Annotated in this window: 16 protein-coding genes; 4 read left to right on the forward strand and 12 right to left on the reverse strand. The window is 64.6% G+C overall.

The genetic code is table 11. The annotated features are described in order from the left end of the window. Positions 1 to 2: 2 nt before the first annotated feature. From recO to CXQ89_RS10450, 7 genes are all read right to left on the reverse strand, one after another. A complete protein-coding gene (gene recO / locus CXQ89_RS10420) occupies positions 3 to 755 on the reverse strand; it encodes a DNA repair protein RecO (RefSeq protein WP_104161185.1) in 753 nt (250 codons plus the stop codon). 82 nt (positions 756 to 837) lie between these two features. Then, positions 838 to 2580 (reverse strand): 2-isopropylmalate synthase, encoded by a 1743-nt coding sequence (gene leuA, locus CXQ89_RS10425; RefSeq protein WP_104054093.1) that lies wholly within the window; start codon positions 2578 to 2580, stop codon positions 838 to 840. Positions 2581 to 2746: 166 nt separating this feature from the next. Next, positions 2747 to 4273, reverse strand: a complete 1527-nt coding sequence (locus tag CXQ89_RS10430) for an LCP family protein (protein ID WP_104161186.1) — start codon at positions 4271 to 4273, stop codon at positions 2747 to 2749. A gap of 135 nt (positions 4274 to 4408) precedes the next feature. Continuing rightward, positions 4409 to 5338 (reverse strand): GTPase Era, encoded by a 930-nt coding sequence (gene era, locus CXQ89_RS10435; protein ID WP_104054091.1) that lies wholly within the window; start codon positions 5336 to 5338, stop codon positions 4409 to 4411. Then, positions 5331 to 6668: a hemolysin family protein gene (locus CXQ89_RS10440; protein WP_104054090.1), complete on the reverse strand. Its 1338-nt coding sequence runs from the start codon at positions 6666 to 6668 to the stop codon at positions 5331 to 5333. The genes era and CXQ89_RS10440 overlap by 8 nt, the downstream gene beginning before the upstream one ends. Continuing rightward, positions 6665 to 7138, reverse strand: coding sequence for an rRNA maturation RNase YbeY (gene ybeY, locus CXQ89_RS10445; RefSeq protein WP_104054089.1), 474 nt, complete (start codon positions 7136 to 7138; stop codon positions 6665 to 6667). The genes CXQ89_RS10440 and ybeY overlap by 4 nt, the downstream gene beginning before the upstream one ends. Next, on the reverse strand, positions 7135 to 8181 hold the full coding sequence (locus tag CXQ89_RS10450) for a PhoH family protein (protein ID WP_104054088.1): 1047 nt from the start codon (positions 8179 to 8181) through the stop codon (positions 7135 to 7137). The genes ybeY and CXQ89_RS10450 overlap by 4 nt, the downstream gene beginning before the upstream one ends. Positions 8182 to 8534: 353 nt before the next feature. Between CXQ89_RS10450 and CXQ89_RS10455 the strand changes: the two genes are divergently transcribed. Continuing rightward, the gene (locus CXQ89_RS10455) at positions 8535 to 9473 is read left to right on the forward strand and encodes a GerMN domain-containing protein (RefSeq protein WP_181032290.1); all 939 of its coding nucleotides are present in this window, start codon (positions 8535 to 8537) and stop codon (positions 9471 to 9473) included. A gap of 7 nt (positions 9474 to 9480) precedes the next feature. Here CXQ89_RS10455 and CXQ89_RS10460 read toward each other — a convergent pair whose 3' ends face one another. The 3 genes from CXQ89_RS10460 to hrcA form a co-directional block, all read right to left on the reverse strand. After that, entirely contained in the window at positions 9481 to 10245 is a 765-nt protein-coding gene (locus tag CXQ89_RS10460; protein ID WP_104161188.1) for a 16S rRNA (uracil(1498)-N(3))-methyltransferase, read from the reverse strand. A gap of 1 nt (position 10246) precedes the next feature. Continuing rightward, entirely contained in the window at positions 10247 to 11386 is a 1140-nt protein-coding gene (gene dnaJ / locus CXQ89_RS10465; RefSeq protein ID WP_104054085.1) for a molecular chaperone DnaJ, read from the reverse strand. A 136-nt stretch (positions 11387 to 11522) separates the two neighbouring features. Continuing rightward, entirely contained in the window at positions 11523 to 12536 is a 1014-nt protein-coding gene (gene hrcA, locus CXQ89_RS10470) for a heat-inducible transcriptional repressor HrcA (protein WP_104103747.1), read from the reverse strand. A 214-nt stretch (positions 12537 to 12750) separates the two neighbouring features. On the opposite strand from hrcA, the gene CXQ89_RS10475 reads away from it, so the two are divergent. Next, on the forward strand, positions 12751 to 13593 hold the full coding sequence (locus tag CXQ89_RS10475) for a DUF3097 domain-containing protein (RefSeq protein ID WP_104054083.1): 843 nt from the start codon (positions 12751 to 12753) through the stop codon (positions 13591 to 13593). A gap of 141 nt (positions 13594 to 13734) precedes the next feature. Then, positions 13735 to 14154 carry a DUF4870 domain-containing protein gene (locus CXQ89_RS10480; RefSeq protein ID WP_258060080.1) on the forward strand — a complete coding sequence of 140 codons (420 nt, stop codon included), beginning with the start codon at positions 13735 to 13737 and terminating at the stop codon, positions 14152 to 14154. A gap of 31 nt (positions 14155 to 14185) precedes the next feature. Here the strand turns inward: CXQ89_RS10480 and hemW are convergent, their stop codons facing one another. Both hemW and lepA read right to left on the reverse strand, forming a co-directional pair. Beyond that, complete coding sequence (gene hemW, locus CXQ89_RS10485; protein WP_104161189.1) at positions 14186 to 15418, reverse strand: radical SAM family heme chaperone HemW; 1233 nt, start codon at positions 15416 to 15418, stop codon at positions 14186 to 14188. After that, positions 15415 to 17268 (reverse strand): translation elongation factor 4, encoded by a 1854-nt coding sequence (gene lepA, locus CXQ89_RS10490; RefSeq protein WP_181032291.1) that lies wholly within the window; start codon positions 17266 to 17268, stop codon positions 15415 to 15417. Before lepA ends, hemW begins: the two co-directional genes overlap by 4 nt. 173 nt (positions 17269 to 17441) lie before the next feature. On the opposite strand from lepA, the gene CXQ89_RS10495 reads away from it, so the two are divergent. Next, positions 17442 to 18059, forward strand: coding sequence for a type II toxin-antitoxin system PemK/MazF family toxin (locus tag CXQ89_RS10495; RefSeq protein ID WP_104161190.1), 618 nt, complete (start codon positions 17442 to 17444; stop codon positions 18057 to 18059). The last annotated feature ends 11 nt before the right edge of the window (positions 18060 to 18070 follow it).

The raw sequence follows: 18070 nt of genomic DNA on the forward strand, positions 1-18070 counted from the left end.
GTTCAGACACGCTCCACATGTTGAAGGGATTTGACGACCCGTTCCAGGTGCCATTGAAGGTATCCGCCGACGAGGCCGGCGGATTCGCGCCGCGCCTGCTGTCCGGCGGCATCGGCGGTTGGCCAGTCTCCGGAGAGCAGGGCTGCCAGCAGCACCATGGTGTCGGGTGAGGGGGAGGCCGATCCGGGCGGACGGCAGGCCGAGCAGACGGCGCCGCCCAGGGCAGCGGAGAATGCCGTGTGCGGGCCAGGGCCACCGCAGCGGGCGCAGACGGTGAAGCTCGGCGCCCAGCCGGCCGTGGCCAGGGCCCGCAGCAGGTAGGAGTCCAGGATCAGCTCCGGAGCGTGGGCGCCGCGGTTCAGCGCCGCCAGGGCACCGATGACCAGGTGGTAGTGGGCGTTGGCGGACTCGCCGTCGACGTCGGTCAGCCGCTCGGCAGTTTCGGCGATGGCCGCAGCGGCAGTGTAGCGCGCATAGTCAGAGACGATGCCGTGCCCGTAGGCGCCCAGCGTGGTGGCCTGCGTCACGATATCCAGGTTCCGCCCGGAAGACAGCTGCAGGTCCGCCACCATGAACGGTTCCAGCCGGGCACCGAACTTGCTTGAGGTCCGCCGCACGCCCTTTGCCACGGCGCGCACCTGCCCGTGGCCGCGGGTGAGCAGCACCAGGATCCGGTCCGCTTCGCCCAGTTTGTGGGTGCGCAGGATGACACCCTCGTCCCGGTATGTCCGGGATGCAAATGATTTTCCTGCCACGAACCCTATTTTCCCACGGTTTGGTGCTGCTGCGGCGCACCCGGGCCCACGGCTCCGGCGCGCCGCAGCAGCACGCTCTGTGTCAGGCCCGGTCGCGGATGGCCCGGTTCACGGCCGAGATCACTGCCTTGAGCGCAGACATGGTGGTGTTCGCGTCGATGCCGACGCCCCAGAGCACCCGCTCCCCCACAGCCAGTTCCACGTAGGCCGCTGCCGCGGCATTGCCGCTGGCGGACAGGGCATGCTCGGTGTAATCCAGCAACCGCACGTCGATGCCGTCCTCACCGAGGATTTCCAGCAGGGCGGCGATCGGGCCGGTGCCGGAAGCCGTGCGCTTCTGCTGCACTTCCCCGTTCATCAGCACGGCCGTCATCTTGAAGGTGCCGTCCTCCGCCGTGTCCGCGTTGACCGACGAGAGGGCGTAGTGTCCCCAGGGTTCGCCGTCGGACTCCGGGGTGGAGGGCAGGTACTCATCCTGGAACACCTTCCACAACTCGGCGCCGGTAATCTCGCCTCCGGCGGTGTCGGTGCGGCGCTGGACCACTCCCGAAAATTCGATCTGCGCACGGCGGGGCAGGTCCATATTGTGCTCGTTCTTGAGCAGGTACGCCACGCCGCCCTTGCCGGACTGGCTGTTCACCCGGATCACGGCCTCGTAGGTGCGGCCAATGTCCTTGGGATCGATCGGCAGGTACGGCACCGCCCAGGGAATGCCGTCCACCGTGGTGCCCGCGGCGGCAGCATCCTTTTCCATAGCCTCGAAGCCCTTTTTGATGGCGTCCTGATGTGAACCGGAGAAGGCGGTGAAGACCAGGTCTCCGCCGTAGGGGGAACGCTCGGGGACGGGCAGCTGGTTGCAGTACTCGACGGTGCGGCGCACGTGGTCGATGTTGGAGAAATCGATCTCAGGGTCGATGCCCTGGCTGAACATGTTCATGCCCAGCGTCACCAGATCCACGTTGCCGGTGCGCTCTCCGTTGCCGAAGAGGCAACCTTCGATGCGGTCGGCGCCGGCCAGATATCCCAGTTCGGCGGCCGCCACCCCTGTGCCCCGGTCATTGTGCGGATGCAGGGACAGGATGATGGAGTCGCGGTTCGCCAGGTTGCGGTGCATCCACTCGATGGAATCGGCGTACACGTTGGGCGTGGCCATTTCCACGGTGGCCGGCAGGTTCAGGATCATCTGCCGGTCCGGGGACGCCTCCAGGACTTCGGCGACGGCGTTGGAGATGCGCAGGGCGAAGTCCAGTTCGGTTCCGGTGTAGGACTCGGGCGAGTATTCGTAAGTGACGTCGATGCCGCGCAGCTGCTCTTCATACTTTTTGCACAACCGGGCACCGGTGAGCGCTATGTCCACGATCCCGTCCTGATCGGTGTTGAACACCACTTTGCGCTGCAGGATCGAGGTTGAGTTGTACAGGTGGACGATCGCCCGGTCCGCACCCTCAAGGGAATCATAGGTGCGCTCGATCAGGTGTTCCCGGGACTGGGTCAGGACCTGGATGGTGACGTCATCGGGGATACGGTCCCCCTCAATCAGCTGGCGGACAAAGTCATAGTCCAGCTGGGAAGCGGACGGAAAGCCCACCTCGATCTCCTTGTAGCCCATTTCCACCAGGAGGTCGAACATCTTGTGTTTGCGTTCCGGGCTCATCGGGTCGATCAGGGCCTGGTTGCCGTCCCGCAGGTCCACGGCGCACCAGCGCGGGGCTTTGGTAATGAGCTTGTCCGGCCACGTGCGGTCAGGCAGCTCAAAGCTGACCTGTTCCTGATACGGAACGTATTTGGAGACGGGCATTCCCGAGGGCTGCTGTGCATTTCGCATGTCTGTGGGGCCTTTTCTAGGAGTTCAGAAGAGCGGCCGGGCAACACAAACTCCGCAGCGAGGGGTCGGCCTATACGTTGGATATGGCCTCGCCGCGGCAGCTAAGGAGAAGGAGCTCTGCGCGCACGTGACCACCCTAACAGCGCAGCAGGGGCCAACCCAATTATTAATTGCCGAATGCGGTCTGGCACGTAACCTGGGCGGCGGTCTGTCCGGACAGGCCGCCCACATCGCCGGCACTGGGCATGGTGTTTCCGGCGGCGAAGTCCTCACCAACCTGAACACTCACGCCAATGACCAGATTGCTGGCAACAACCTGGACAGCCGGGATGCCCAGAGCGGCAGCCACCTGCTCCGCCATTTCCTGATATCCGGGTCCGTAGAAAACCTGGGTGGCGGGACTGGAGACAGCCGTCTGTCCCCCCGCGGATGCCTGGGCGTATCCCTCAGAGAGCAGGTAGGCGGCGAGTTCCTGGTCGCGGCTGCCGGCGTCGCCGCTCTTCCCGGTGGCGTCCAGAATGGTGACCGGAACGGCCGCGGGGTCAATGACAGCCGGTTCCTCCGGCGCTTCCGGAGGAACCGTTCCCTCATCAGAGGGACTTTCCGGGGCCGGCTCCGGAGTGGGCTCGGTGATGTCCCGGTCCTGCACCAGGGCTTTGAACAGCGGCGTGGCCGCGGCTTCATCCAGGACCAGGCGGTTGTTGTCGTATTCATAGGGAACCACCGGCGCCGTCACGAACGCGACGCGGTCCAGGTCAACATCCTTCAGCCGTCCGGCCAGGGCGATGAGCGAGGAAACTTCGGTCAGTTCCTTGTCCACCGTCAGGTTGCGGGTGACGGTTTCAGCAATGGAGTAAAGCTTGGGAAGGTTGTTCAGCGTGCCTTCTTCGTTGACCTTGCGCACCATGGAGGCCAGGAAGCTCTGCTGGGCGCGGATGCGGCCCTCGTCGCCGCCGTTGCCAAAGCCGTGGCGGGTGCGCAGGAAGGCAAGCGCCTGGTCACCTTTGACGCTGCTGACGCCGGCGGGAAGGCTCAGCCCGGACAGTTCATCCTCCACGGGCTGGTTTACGCAGACCTCCACGCCGCCCAGGGTGTTGGACAGTTCCTTGACCGCGTTGAAGTCCGCCATCATAAAGTGGTCCACGCTCAGCCCGGTGAGCTCGTTGATGGCGGCGACGGTGCACCCCGGCCCGCCGTTGCCCAGGGCTCCGTTGAGCTGGCCCAACTCCATGGCCGGGTAGACGTCGCCGGTTTCCGGGTCCAGGCATTCCGGCAACGGCACCAGCAGGTCACGCGGGAAGCTCACCACTGTGACATGGGACCGGTCGGCGGCCATGTTGACCAGCATCATGACGTCGGAATTGTTGCTGTCCTGTCCTTCGCGGTTGTCCGTGCCCAGGACCAGGATCTGCAGCGGATCGGTGTTGGCGTCCACCGGGAGGGCGGATTCCTGATTCGAGCCGAGGTTCAGCGGACGGGTCTCGAAGTTCTGCTGCAGCCGGATGGCCTGCACGGCCACGAACACCAGCCCGGAGACCAGCGTCAGCGAAAGCACCAGGGCGATCGTCCGCAGCACCGGGTGCCCGACGCTTCGGCGGCCCAGATGCCGGCCGCCCGGAGCGGCTGCCGGAGAGAGGCCAAAAGCTGAGTTCCCGGAGGGCCCGGCACCTGTATCGGCACGGCGAGATGACATGAGCCGGTCCCCTTCAATAATTCGCGTTCAGCAGTTCAATCGGTGGTGCCGGCAGTTGCATCTGCGCCCGCGGCAGTTCAAAGTGTACGCGGCGCCCCTGAGAATCATCTCCAGGGGTGCCGCCGCACGGTGGAGCTAGAAGCCAAGTTTTACCAGTTGCTTGGGGTCCCGCTGCCAGTCCTTGGCAATTTTCACGTGCAGGTCCAGATAAATCCGCGTACCCAGCAGTGCCTCGATGGCCACGCGTGCATTGGTGCCGACTTCCCGGAGCCGGGCGCCGCCCTTGCCAATAATGATGGCCTTCTGCGAGGACCGCTCAACGTACAGATTTACCCTGACGTCCAGCAGCGGATTGTCATCCGGACGCCCCTCACGCGGAACGATCTCGTCCACCACCACGGCCAGCGAGTGGGGAAGCTCATCCCGTACGCCTTCCAGGGCAGCCTCACGGATGAGCTCGGCAACCATCACGGCCTCAGGCTCATCGGTGAGTTCCCCGTCCGGGTAAAGCGGCGGAGACGACGGCATGTAGCCGGCAAGCACTTCGGCCACAGTGTCCACCTGGAAACCGTCAGCGGCGGATACGGGCACCACGTCAGCCCATCCTGCTTCGCCCAGGACCTCGTTGCCCAGTGCGGTAACGGACATCAGCTGCTTGGCCAGGGCGGCCCGGTCCACCAGGTCCGTCTTGGTGACCAATGCCACGACGGGCTTATTCTTCAGCGCCGCCAGCTGCTTGGCAATGTAGCGGTCGCCCGGACCCACGGCTTCGTTGGCCGGCAGGCAGAACCCAATGGCATCCACTTCGGCCAAGGTGTCCGCCACGAGGTCATTCAGGCGCTTGCCCAGCAGCGTGCGGGGGCGGTGCAGGCCGGGGGTGTCCACCAGGATCAGCTGGGAATGCTCGCGGTGCACAATGCCGCGGATCGTGTGGCGGGTGGTCTGCGGCTTCGCCGAAGTGATGGCAACCTTCTGGCCCACCAGGGCATTGGTCAGGGTGGACTTGCCGGCATTGGGCCGGCCCACCAGGGAGACAAAGCCGGCGCGGAACTGTGGATCAGTCATTACGTGGTACCAATTCTGTTGAGGAGACGCGGGATGAGGCCCTGCCGTCGTCGGAATGTGTTTCTGGATCGGCGTCGTCGGGCTGTTTCCAGGCGATGATGTGGGACACCCGGTTGCGGCGCCCTTCCAGGCGCTCGGCGTGCAGGACAATGCCGTCAACCACCACTTCGCTGCCCACAATGGGCACGCGGCCCAGCGCCTTGGCCAGCAGACCTCCCACGGTGTCCACTTCATCGTCCTCGAGGTCGACGTCGAACAGCTCGCCGAGGTCATCGATGCCGGCACGGGAGCTCACGCGGTAGCGGCCGCCGCCGAGGTTTTCAATTTCAGGCCGTTCGGAATCATACTCGTCCACGATCTCGCCCACGATTTCTTCAATCAGGTCCTCGAGCGTGACCAGGCCGGCGGTGCCGCCGTACTCATCGATAACCACCGCCACATGGGTGGACTCACGCTGCAGCTCCTGCAGCAGTTCGCTGACCGCCTTGGACTCCGGTACGTAGCGGACGCCGCGGGCAAAATCCTCCACGCGGTGCTGCCCCGGCTCCCCCGAACCGGAATGCATCTGCGCCGCCACATCCTTGAGATAAAGGATGCCCACAATCTGATCTGCGCTGTCCTCGATCACCGGTACGCGGGAGTACCCCGAGCGCAGGAACAGTGACATGGCCTGGCGCAGGGTGGAACCGGCCTCAATGCACACCATGTCGGTGCGCGGCACCATCACCGAACGGACCTTGGTGTCACCGAGTTCGAAGACCGAATGGATCAGCTCCGCTTCGGTGTTCTCGATCATGTCCGCCTCCGAGGCGCGGTCCAGCAGCTCGCGGAATTCCTCTTCGGTGAAGAACGCGGCGTCCGGCCCCTGTGTGCCGGGAGCAACGGCGGTGCCCAGCCGTACGAGCCATCCGGGAACCGGGCCCAGGACAACCCGGAGGAAACGCACCAGCCCGGCGGTAAGGACAACGACGGCGGTAACGTGCTTGCGGCCGATCTGGCGGGGAGAGACTCCCACCAGAACAAAACCGATGGCTGCCATAACCACGGTGGCCAGCAGCCCTGCCAGCCAGATGTTGTCCAGGAGCATCTGGAACAGGGTGGCCACCGTGACAGCGGTGGCCATTTCGAACCAGACGCGCCAGAACCGGAGCGCATGCATGTGCGCCACCGGGTGCTGCAGGATCCGGCGCAGCGGTTTGCCCGCCTTGCCCTGCAGCAGTGCTTCGGCTTCATGCCGCGGAAGGTATCCGTAGGCGGATTCCGCGGCAGTGAGCAAGCCGGCCAGGACCATGAAGGCCACGGCCATGAAAATCAGCAGGGCAACGCTCAACTGCGCGTCTCCTTCGGAGCCTCACGGCCCAGATAGGAGGACAAAAGCTCACGCTGGAGGCCGAACATTTCCTTTTCCTCTTCGGGTTCCGCATGGTCGTACCCGAGCAGGTGCAGCACACCGTGAGTGGTCAGCAGCAGCAGCTCTTCCTGCATGCCGTGGCCTGCTGTTTTTGCCTGCACGGCGGCTACCTGCGGGCACAGCACAATGTCGCCCAGAACCCCGGCAGGTGTCGGACGTCCCGGAACCCCGGGACGCAGCTCATCCATGGGGAAGGACAGCACGTCGGTGGCGCCGGGAATGTCCATCCACTCGATGTGCAGCTTCTCCATGGCTTCCTCGTCCACCAGGATGATGGACAGGTCCGCTTCCGGATGCACGTACAGGCTTTCCAGGAGGTAACGTCCCAGCCGGGACAGTTCCTCTTCGTCCACCTCGACGGCGGATTCGTTGTTGACTTCGATGCTCACTTGGCCGGACCCCGTCCTGCTGCGGCTCCGCGGGCAGGGCCCGCTGACGACGCGCGCCGGGATTCGTCCCATTCGCTGTAAGCGGTAACAATGCTGCTCACGAGGGAATGCCGGACTACGTCCGAGGCATGCAGTTCCGAGAACGCAACGTCATCAATGTCGCCGAGGATGTCGTGGACGATGCGCAGGCCGGAGGCAGTGCCGCCGGGCAGGTCCACCTGGGTCACGTCTCCCGTTACCACCATCTTGGAGCCGAAGCCCAGGCGGGTCAGGAACATCTTCATCTGCTCCGGCGTGGTGTTCTGGGCTTCATCCAAAATGATGAAGGCATCATTGAGCGTGCGTCCGCGCATATAGGCCAGGGGCGCAACTTCGATGGTTCCGGCAGCCATCAGCCTGGGAATGGAATCCGGGTCCATCATGTCGTGCAGGGCGTCATACAGGGGACGCAGGTACGGATCGATCTTGTCGCTCAGCGTTCCGGGCAGGAAGCCAAGCCGTTCGCCGGCTTCGACAGCCGGGCGGGTCAGGATAATCCTGTTGACTTCCTTCTGCTGCAGCGCCTGCACGGCCTTTGCCATGGCCAGGTAAGTTTTGCCGGTGCCCGCCGGTCCGATTCCAAACACAATGGTGTTTTCATCAATCGCGTCCACATAGTTCTTTTGGTTCAGCGTCTTGGGACGGATGGTGCGGCCGCGGGTGGAGAGGATGTTCTGCGTCAGGACTTCCGCCGGGCGCTGGGCGCTCTGGTCCCGGAGCATGGTGATCAACTGCTCCAGCAACTGGGGCGTGACCTTGGTCTGGCTCCGTGCCAGGATCCGAACTTCGTTGACGAGACGGAGGGTCAGTTCAACAACAGCAGCGGGTCCCGAGATGGAAAGCTCGTTGCCGCGGACGTGAAGATTGGCCTCCGGGTAAGCGGACTCAATGATCTTGAGCGCCTCGTCGTTGGCACCCAGAGACTGGACCATGTGTTCCGTGGAATCAAAGATGATGGTCTGGCGATCCAGTCCGATGGTGCCAATTCCTGAGGATTCAGTCATATATTCGGCCTTCCCAGGCCTTTCATCGCCCCTTTTGAAGAGTGAGTTGTTTTGTGCTTGGTGTGGTGCCCCGGCCTAACAAGTTATGGGACCGGCAATCGGGAGCTCGGCAAGTTAAGACAGGCACTTCAATATTACTTGATACCACGGCTCACCGTCTGCTCCAGCCGGTGAGCCGTTTTGTCCGCCTGTGCCGGATGCGGCCGCGGCGGGCGGCCGACAACACGGCCGGCGCTCCGGACGCCGGGTCTCAATCGGGTCTCAGTCCGGTCGCAGGACGGTTAAGAGCGCAAATCCGGCCTTTCGCATGTGCCAAGCTGGGGATGACCGTTCAGCGAAAGGAGGACAGAAAATTGCATGAAGCACCGCAACGGCGCCTGCCGCACCGCCGGATCGCCCTGGGCCTGCTCGCAGCATCTTCGCTCCTCCTCAGTGGCTGCGGCGTAGTCGCAGCCACCCCCACCACCTCCATGCCTACGCCCTTTGACGAGGCTGCAGGTTCCGTGTCCGCCCCGCTGAGCGTTACGGCTCCTTCGGAAGGAAAGCCGGCGCCGGGACGCCTTCCGGTCTACTGGCTCGGAGTGAACGGTTCAAATGTTCACCTCTACCGGGAGTTCCAGCCCAGCGAAACGAGCGGTGATCCGATAGTCGAGGCTGTAGTTGCCATGACGTCCGACAAACCGGCTGATCCGGATTACTTCAATCCCTGGAGCAAAGCCGGCAGCGTCACAGCCTCAATATCCGGCAAGAACGTGATCACGGTTGATATCTCCTCGGACGCTTTCAAGACTTCCCTCGATGCCGGCATGGCGCACCGCGCCGTCCAGCAGCTCGTGTATACGGCAACCGCTGCGGCTTCAAACGCCGGGCTTACCACGGTGAAGTATGAGCCCTCAGTGGTCCTTCTGGTGGACGGCAAAGCAGGTTACCGGGCATTCGGGCATGAGCGCCTGGAAGGGCAGCTCCAGCGGGATGCTTCACTGATGGCCCCGATCTGGATCATTGATCCGCAGCAGGGGGACGGAACCGGCCCTTCGCTGCGGGTTCACGGAACCGCAGTGTCGGAAGGCGGCCAGGTGTCCTGGCGTGTCGAGCCGATTGTTGACGGCCGGCCAGCCGAGGATGCCGTCCAGACCGGTTATGCCGAACTGGAGGCACCCACCGGCGGCACATCCCTCTACAGTTTCAGCGTTGATCTGGCGCCGGGCGAATACAGCGTAAGCGTTTTCCACGGGGCTGAACGGGCCGATGAGGACTCCAAACGCGTCACCGTGTATTCCGACGTGAATTAGCCCGGCTTTACCAGCGTCCGAGCGCGTAATTCAGGACGGCCAGCGCCGCCGGACCTGCGGTGGATGAACGAAGAACGTGCTGCCCCAACCGGACCGCCACGGCCCCTTCGGAACGCAGCAGCTCAACTTCAGCGCCGCTGATTCCCCCTTCGGGTCCCACCACCACGGCAATGCTCAGCGGCCGGCCGCCGCAGCGGCGCCGTGCCTGCTCCACCGCCGGTACCAGCGCGCCGTCGGCCTCTTCATGAAGCAAAAGCACCAGGTCAACATCCGCCAGCCTGCGCACCAGCGCCTTGGTATCGAGCACTTCTTCGGCTACCGGGATCTGGGACCGGCGGGACTGCTTGGCCGCCGCCGTGAGGATGCCCTGCCACTTCAATTGCCCCTTGGCAGCTTTGTCGGCACGCCAGCGCACGATGCTCCGCTCGGACTGCCACGGAATCACCGCCTGCACGCCCAGCTCGGTGGCTGCCTCAACGGCCTGCTCGTCCCGGCCCCCCTTGGCGAGGGCCTGAACCAGCAGCAGCGTATCTGCCGCTTCGTTTTCCTCGGTGACGGACTCCACCGCAACCTCCAGCCGGGACGGCCCGGCAGCGGCAACCGTACCCGTGAGCCGGCGCCCGAACCCGTCCACGATATCCACCGGTTCCCCGGGCGCCAGGCGTTTCACGGCAACTGCGTGGTGGGCTTCAGCCCCTTCGAGGACAAAAAGGGAACCGGCCCCGGCGGCCCGGACGGCATCCGGGTCACCGAAGAAGATCGGGTTGGTCATGTCAGTGGTTGCCCAGGCGGTCCCGCAGCCGGGCAAAGACGCCGGTGCCGCTGCCGGCCAGACGACCCTCGGCATATTCCTCACCGCGCAGCTGCGCCAGCTTGCGCAGCAGTTCTTCCTGCTCCGCATCCAGCTTCTGCGGGGTTTCCACGTGCAGGTGGACCAGCAGGTCTCCCCTGCCGTAGCCGCGCAGATGGGTCACGCCAAGTCCCTTGAGGGTAGTGACTTCACCGGACTGAGTGCCGGCCTTAACCGCAATCTCCCGGTCGCCGTCGAACGTCTCGAAGTTGATGGAGGACCCAAGCGCCGCCGCCGTCATGGGCACGGTCAGTGTGGCGTGCAGGTCATCGCCTTCGCGGACAAACGTAGGATCGGCATTTACCCGGATTTCCACGTACAGGTCGCCCTGGGGTCCGCCGGCCGTACCGGCTTCACCCTGTCCGCCCAGCTGGATGCGGGTGCCGGTGGCTACACCGGCGGGAATCTTGATGTTCAGGGTACGGCGGCTGCGCACGCGGCCTTCGCCGGCGCACTCGTGGCAAGGGTCCGGGATAACGGTTCCGTAGCCCTGGCAGGACCCGCACGGCGCGCTGGTCATAACCTGGCCGAGAATGGAGCGCACGGCACGCTGTACCTGGCCGGATCCGTGGCAAATGTCGCAGGTCCGGGGTGAGGTTCCCGGCTGGCAGCAGCTTCCGTCGCAGGTGGGGCAGGTGACCGCGGTGTCGACCTCGATCTTCTTGTTGGTGCCGAAGACGGCATCCTTCAGATCGATGCGCACATTGATGAGGGCATCCTGGCCGCGGCGCGTCCGTGAAGCCGGTCCCCGGCCGCCGCCTCCGCCGCCGCCAAAGAAGGTGTCGAAGATGTCCTGGAAGCCGAAGTTCTGGCCACCGAAGCCGGCGCCGCCGCCAAAGCCGTTGTCGTTGCCGTTCTCGTTGCCGGTGGTGTCATAGATGCGGCGTTTCTGCGGGTCCGCGAGCACCTCATAGGCGTGGGTGACGGCTTTGAACTCGTCCTGCGCTCCGGGAGCAGAGTTAACGTCCGGGTGAAGCTTGCGGGCAAGCTTCCGGTACGCCTTCTTGATTTCTTCGCCCGTGGCGTCGCGTCCGACACCCAGGACCTGGTAGTGATCGCTCACTCGTGCACATCGCTTCCTGTAATTGGCAGTATCCGCGTTGTTACCGCGCCGCCCTCCGTCCGGAGGCGTCCACCGGCTGCTGTCGCCCGCGGGCGGCGGCAACCGGCGTAATGCTGCTGTATTCGTCTAACGTTTTTTAGTTGTTCAGTATTCGGGAAAGATAACGGGCCACGGCGCGCACTGTGGCCATGGTGTTGGGGTAGTCCATGCGGGTTGGTCCGAGCACCCCCACCTTTGCCGAAGAATCGGGTCCGTAACCGGTGGCTACGACTGATGCCTCTGAAAGGGATCCATGCGGGTTCTCCCGTCCAATCCGCACCGAGACACCTCTGGCGTCCTGCTCCATTTCCGACAACAACCGAAGCATGACGACTTGTTCCTCAAGTGCCTCCAGGATGGGGCCTATCGTCAGTGGAAAGTCTACTGTGGAACGGGCCAGATTGGCGGTGCCGGCCATGACCATGCGGTCTTCCCGGTTGATTCCGGCCAGCTGCTCCAGACAGTGCGCCAGCGCCGCGGCATTCCGCCTCTTCGGGGCGGGAACCTGGACGAGGCAGTCGGCCAGTTGTCCGGTTATCCGGGTCAGCGGCGTGCCGCTGAGTGCGGACAGGAAATGCTGCCGCAGCTCCAGCAGGTCCGGCTCGGTCACCTGGTCCGGAACCGTGATGACACGCTGCTCCACCCGTCCGGTGGTGGAAATCAGGACCACCAGCACCTGGGCCGGCGCCAGCAGGACAAATTCGATGTGGCGGACCTTGGCGTTGCCGAGATGCGGATACTGCACCACAGCCACCTGGTTGGTTAGCTGCGAGAGCAGCCGGACGGTCCGTTCCATGACGTCATCGAGATCCTCTGCACCCTCGAGCAGGGTCTGGATGGCCTTGCGCTCGGCGGCGGACAATGGTTTGACGTCTGAAATCCGGTCCACGAAAAGGCGGTAACCCTTGTCGGTGGGGATGCGTCCGGCGGAAGTGTGAGGTGCGACAATCAGGCCCTCTTCTTCAAGGGCCGCCATGTCATTTCGAATGGTGGCGCTGGACACTCCCAGCTGGTGGCGTTCCACCAGTGCTTTGGATCCAACGGGTTCGCGCGAATGCACGTAATCCTCAACAATGGCCCGGAGCACCTCGAGTCTGCGTGGTTCACTCATGGTTTTCCCTCCCTTGCTGATGTCCTGCCGGTGCTGAGTGTCCTGACAGCGGTTCCGAACAGGCATGCGGATTGGCGCCGGGCTGGTTAGCACTCACCCTGCCCAAGTGCTAAGTCTAATACGGATCGGCGGCGTTGCTAGCATTGAGGAGCCCGTGCCCGCACGTGCCGAATCCGCGCAGGAACCAACCGCAATCAGAGTGAGGGATACACCCGTGTCGAATTTTTCGTGGGGCCCGCAGGACATTAGCGCCCCGGCCCGGCGGGTATTGCCCAAAGTCGGCGCCGAGATCGGGCTCGTACTTGAAGACGTGCACAGCGGCTGGGTTGGTGCCGTGGTGCGCGTCGAGAAGTCCGGCGGCCTGCACCTGATGGTCCTGGAGGACCGGCGCGGCAAGACGAAGTCCTTCGAGCTGGGCTTCGGATTCCTTTTGGACGGGGAGCCCGTGGAGGTGGTTCCGGCCGTCAAGGCTGCGGCCCCGGTGTCCCGGCGGACGGCGTCGGGCTCTGTCCGGGTGGACAACGTCCGGGCGCGCACCGCGAGGGCCAGCCGCATCTGGGTGGAGGGAAAGCACGACGCGGAACTGGTGGAAAAGGTGTGGGGTGATGATCTGCGCGTGGAGGGCATCGTCGTCGAGCCCCTGCACGGCGTGGATGATCTTGCCTCCGCTGTAAAGGATTTCAGCCCGGGCCCCGGACGCCGGCTGGGCATCCTGGTGGACCATCTGGTGTCCGGGTCCAAGGAGTCCCGGATAGCTGCCGAAGCCATGGCCGTTCCGGGTGCCCGCGGGAACGTGCTGATTGTGGGCCACCCGTACGTGGACGTGTGGCAGGCCATCAAGCCGCAGACCATCGGCCTGGCAGCCTGGCCCGTGGTGCCCCGCCACGAGGACTGGAAAACGGGCATTCTGAAAGGCCTGGGCTGGCCGCACCGGGACCACACCGACGTTGCCATGGGCTGGAAGAAACTGCTGGGCAGCGTCAGTTCATATGCCGATTTGGAGCCGTCGCTGCTGGGGCGGGTGGAGGAAGTTATCGACTTCCTGACCGTCCCTTAGCGGCTCCACCGCCGTGCCGTTGCGGGCTGGAGCTCCTCCAGCCAGTAACCTAGATGAGATATGCAGCAGCCGGACGGCCCCAGTCCGCACCGGCGCACCGGGCCAGGCGTCCAGAGTCAAAAGGAAACAGCAGTGTCGAACATCCGTCAAAATGACCAGCACCGCCCCGACGACCGGGGTGCGGCCCAGCGTCCCCCCTATCAGGGCGCACCGGCCAACGCGCTGCCCCTCACCGCTTCAGAGGACCGCCAGTGGGCAACCATGGCGCACTTCGGCGGCATTCTGGGCTTCATCCCCTCGATGATCATCTACCTGGTATTCCGCGACCGCGGCCCGTTCACGGCGCAGGAATCCAAGGAAGCGCTGAACTTCACGCTTCCTCCCACCATCATCGCCATGGTCGCCTGGCTGCTGTCCTTCATTCCGGTGATCGGCTGGGTCTTCGCCATCCTGAACGCCCTGCTGTGGGTTGCCATCGCGGTTTCCTCAGTGGTCGCCGGCATTGAATGCAACCGCGGACGGCCTTACCGCTACCCGCTGAACCTGCGCCGCATCCAGTAAGGCCGGGACTGGATCAGTCCGGCAGCAGGACCTAGTCCGGAAGCAGGCGGCGGACGACGGCGTCCGCCAGCAGGCGACCCTTGGTCGTCAGCAGCACGCGGCCGGTCAGGGCGGCCTTCGCGTCCACCAAACCGTCGGCCATCAAACCCGCCACGGCGAGCCGGCCCGAATCCTTGAGCCGGGACAGTTCCAGGCCTTCAGCCAGGCGGGTGCGCAGCATGACATCTTCCACGTACCGGGTTTCTGCGTCCAGGGTTTCGCGTCCGACGGCGGGTGACTCCCCCGCGGCGATCCGCTGGGCGTAGGCGGTGGGATGCTTGGCGTTCCACCAGCGCACGCCGCCGGCGTGGGAATGGGCGCCCGGGCCGATGCCCCACCAGTCGTCGCTGCGCCAGTAGGCCAGGTTGTGCCGGCACTGGTCCGCGGGTGTACGCGCCCAGTTGCTGACCTCGTACCAGGACAGTCCGGCCGCCGTCATCAGCTCGTCGGCCACGAGGTATTTGTCCGCGTGGTCGTCGTCGTCGATCGGCGGCACTTCACCGCGGCGCATGCGTGCGGCCAGTTTCGTGCCCTCTTCGATGATGAGGGCGTAGGCGGAGATATGGTCCGGCTCGTAGCTCAGCGCCTCGTTGACCGAAACCTTCCAGTCCTCCAGGGACTCCCCCGGCGTGCCGTAAATCAGGTCAACGCTCACGTTCAGTCCGGCGTCGCGCGCCCACTTCACTGCCTCCGGAACGCGCGACGGCGTGTGGGTGCGGTCCAGCACTGCCAGCACGTGCGGCACGGCGGACTGCATGCCGAAAGACACGCGGGTGAACCCGGCGTCAGCCAGCAGCTGCAGGGACTGCGGGGTCACCGAGTCCGGGTTGGCTTCCGTGGTGACCTCCGCGCCCGGTTCCAGCCCCCAGGCATCAATGGCCGTCTTCAGGATGCCCGTCAGGTCCTCCGCGGGCAGGAGCGTGGGCGTACCGCCGCCAAAGAACACCGTCTTCAGCGGACGGTGCGGCAGTCCGGAGGCCGTAAGTGCGCGCGCAGCGAACCGGACTTCCTGCTCCGCAGTGCCGCCGTAGGCCGCCTGCGAAGCACCGCCGCCCAGCTCCGTGGCGGTATAGGTGTTGAAGTCGCAGTAGCCGCAGCGGACGGAACAGAACGGGATGTGGACATACAGACCAAAATTCCGGTCCGCCGCTCCGTCCGCTGCCTGGGCGGGCAGGAGACCGTCGGCGGGTGCCGGGTCTCCGAGGGGTAGTGCGCTGGGTGTCACTTCTTGGCTTTGTCCTTGGACTCGTCGGAGGAAAGTGCTGCCACGAAGGCTTCCTGCGGAACTTCCACGCGGCCCACCATCTTCATGCGCTTCTTGCCTTCCTTCTGCTTTTCCAGCAGCTTGCGCTTACGGCTGATGTCACCGCCGTAGCACTTGGCGAGCACGTCCTTGCGGATGGCGCGGATGGATTCGCGGGCAATGATCCGGGAGCCGATGGCAGCCTGGATGGGGACCTCGAACTGCTGGCGCGGAATGAGCTCGCGCAGCTTGCCGGTCATCATCACGCCGTAGGAGTAGGCCTTGTCCTTGTGCGTGATGGAGCTGAAGGCGTCCACCTGTTCGCCCTGGAGCAGGATGTCCACCTTGACCAGGTCGGCCACCTGTTCGCCGTCGGCCTTCCAGTCCAGCGAGGCGTAGCCGCGGGTCTTGGACTTGAGGATGTCGAAGAAGTCGAAAACAATCTCGGCCAGCGGGAGGCGGTACCGGATTTCCACCCGGTCCTCGGAGAGGTAGTCCATGCCGCCCAGGACGCCGCGGCGGGCCTGGCACAGTTCCATGATGGCGCCGACAAATTCGTTGGGGGCCAGGATCGTGGCCGATACCATCGGCTCGCGGACCTCTTTGATCTTGCCTTCGGGGTACTCGCTGGGGTTGGTGACGGTGACGACCTTCTTGTCCTCGAGCGTCACCTCGTACTCCACGTTGGGCGCAGTGGAGATCAGGTCCAGGTTGTACTCGCGTTCGAGCCGTTCACGCGTGATTTCCAGGTGCAGCAGGCCCAGGAAGCCCACGCGGAAGCCGAAGCCCAGCGCCGCCGATGTCTCGGGTTCGTAGACCAGCGCGGCATCGTTGAGCATCAGCTTTTCCAGCGCGTCGCGCAGCACCGGATAGTCGGCGCCGTCGATCGGGTACAGCCCGGAGAACACCATGGGCTTGGGGTCGGCGTAACCGGGCAGTGATTCAGCGGCAGGCTTGGCCAGGTTGGTGACGGTGTCGCCAACCTTGGACAGCCGCACGTCCTTCACGCCCGTGATCAGGTAGCCCACCTCGCCGACGCCCAGGCCCTTGGACGGGGTGGGTTCCGGCGAGCTGACACCGATTTCGAGGAGTTCATGGCTGGCCCGGGTGGACATCATCTGGATGCGTTCACGCGGAGACAGCGAGCCGTCGATCACGCGGACATAGGTGACCACGCCGCGGTAGGTGTCATAGACGGAGTCGAAGATCATGGCACGGGCGGGAGCATTGGGGTCACCCTGCGGTGCCGGAATCTCGCGGACGATCTGGTCCAGCAGGGCTTCGACGCCAACACCGGTCTTGCCGGAGACCCTCAGGACGTCCGCCGGATCGCCGCCGATCAGCTTTGCCAGTTCCTCGGCGTACTTTTCCGGCTGCGCTGCCGGGAGGTCAATCTTGTTGAGGACCGGAATGATGGTGAGGTCGTTTTCCATGGCCAGGTACAGGTTCGCGAGGGTCTGGGCCTCGATGCCCTGGGCAGCGTCCACGAGCAGCACGGCGCCTTCGCACGCGGCCAGGGAACGGGATACCTCGTACGTGAAGTCCACGTGGCCGGGGGTGTCGATCATGTTCAGCGCGTAGGACTCGCCGTCGACCTCCCACGGCATGCGCACGGCCTGCGACTTGATGGTGATGCCGCGTTCGCGCTCAATGTCCATGCGGTCCAGGTACTGGGCCTTCATGTTCCGGTGCTCGACGACGCCGGTGGACTGAAGCATGCGGTCGGCCAGGGTGGACTTGCCGTGGTCGATGTGGGCGATGATGCAGAAGTTTCTGATGATCGCCGGATCCGTCGCGGCAGGCACCGGTGAGAAGCGGGCCATAGGTGACACTGTGGCGGTTCCTTTACTGTTCACAGGACTTCACGGCGGCTGCGGCGCAGGCCGCGTGCCGGAACCGGACAAGGCGCGGTTCATCGTTTTTCCTGGTGGTTTAACTGCTGAATTAACAGTCTCCCACGAATGCCAGCCCGCGCTGGAACCGCAGAACGTAATAGCGTGGGCTCATGTCCTTCTCCAACCGCTCCCTTCTTTCCCTGGCCCGCTCGGCCATCCGCCTGCTGACGCGCCCCTCGGCGGGTACCGGAACCTCGACCAAGCCGGGCCGTTCCAACCCCGGTTCGTCCAACACCCGAAACAAGACCGCCGCTCCGAAGCCGGCAGCGAAGAAGTCGCCGGCCCGGAAACCGCCGGTTCAGAAGTCTCCAGCACCGAAACCGGCGTCCAACTCATCTGCCTACCCGGGCGACTACCGGGGCAAGGTCACTCCCGTTTACGCCCCGTCGCCGGACGGATCCCCCGATCCGGGCGAAGTGGTGTGGGCATGGGTTCCCTATGAGGACGACTATTCCCAGGGCAAGGACCGTCCGGTGCTGTTGATTGGCCGCACCGGCTCGCGGCTGCTCGCCCTGATGATGACCACCCGGGACCGCAACAACGGCCGGGAGTCCGATCCGGACTACGTGGATGTTGGCACCGGGCCCTGGGACAGCCAGGGCCGGCCGAGCGAGGTCAAGCTGGACCGCGTGCTGCAGCTGGATCCGGCTGCGGTAAGGCGGCAGGGATCGATTATGTCCGCCGCAGCGTTTCAGCGCGTCTCCTCACGCTTTACTGCCCGGAACTGATTGCCTGTACC

The organism is Arthrobacter sp. ZGTC212 (assembly GCF_002929255.1).
Taxonomy (GTDB): Bacteria; Actinomycetota; Actinomycetes; order Actinomycetales; family Micrococcaceae; genus Arthrobacter_B; species Arthrobacter_B sunyaminii.

Excerpts from the sequence above, each read along its gene's own strand:
- leuA (WP_104054093.1), bottom strand. The coding sequence starts at position 2,580 with ATGCGAAATGCACAGCAGCCCTCGGGAATGCCCGTCTCCAAATACGTT.
- CXQ89_RS10430 (WP_104161186.1), bottom strand. The coding sequence starts at position 4,273 with ATGTCATCTCGCCGTGCCGATACAGGTGCCGGGCCCTCCGGGAACTCA.
- era (WP_104054091.1), bottom strand. The coding sequence starts at position 5,338 with ATGACTGATCCACAGTTCCGCGCCGGCTTTGTCTCCCTGGTGGGCCGG.
- CXQ89_RS10450 (WP_104054088.1), bottom strand. The coding sequence starts at position 8,181 with ATGACTGAATCCTCAGGAATTGGCACCATCGGACTGGATCGCCAGACC.
- CXQ89_RS10460 (WP_104161188.1), bottom strand. The coding sequence starts at position 10,245 with ATGACCAACCCGATCTTCTTCGGTGACCCGGATGCCGTCCGGGCCGCC.
- hrcA (WP_104103747.1), bottom strand. The coding sequence starts at position 12,536 with ATGAGTGAACCACGCAGACTCGAGGTGCTCCGGGCCATTGTTGAGGAT.
- CXQ89_RS10495 (WP_104161190.1), top strand. The coding sequence starts at position 17,442 with ATGTCCTTCTCCAACCGCTCCCTTCTTTCCCTGGCCCGCTCGGCCATC.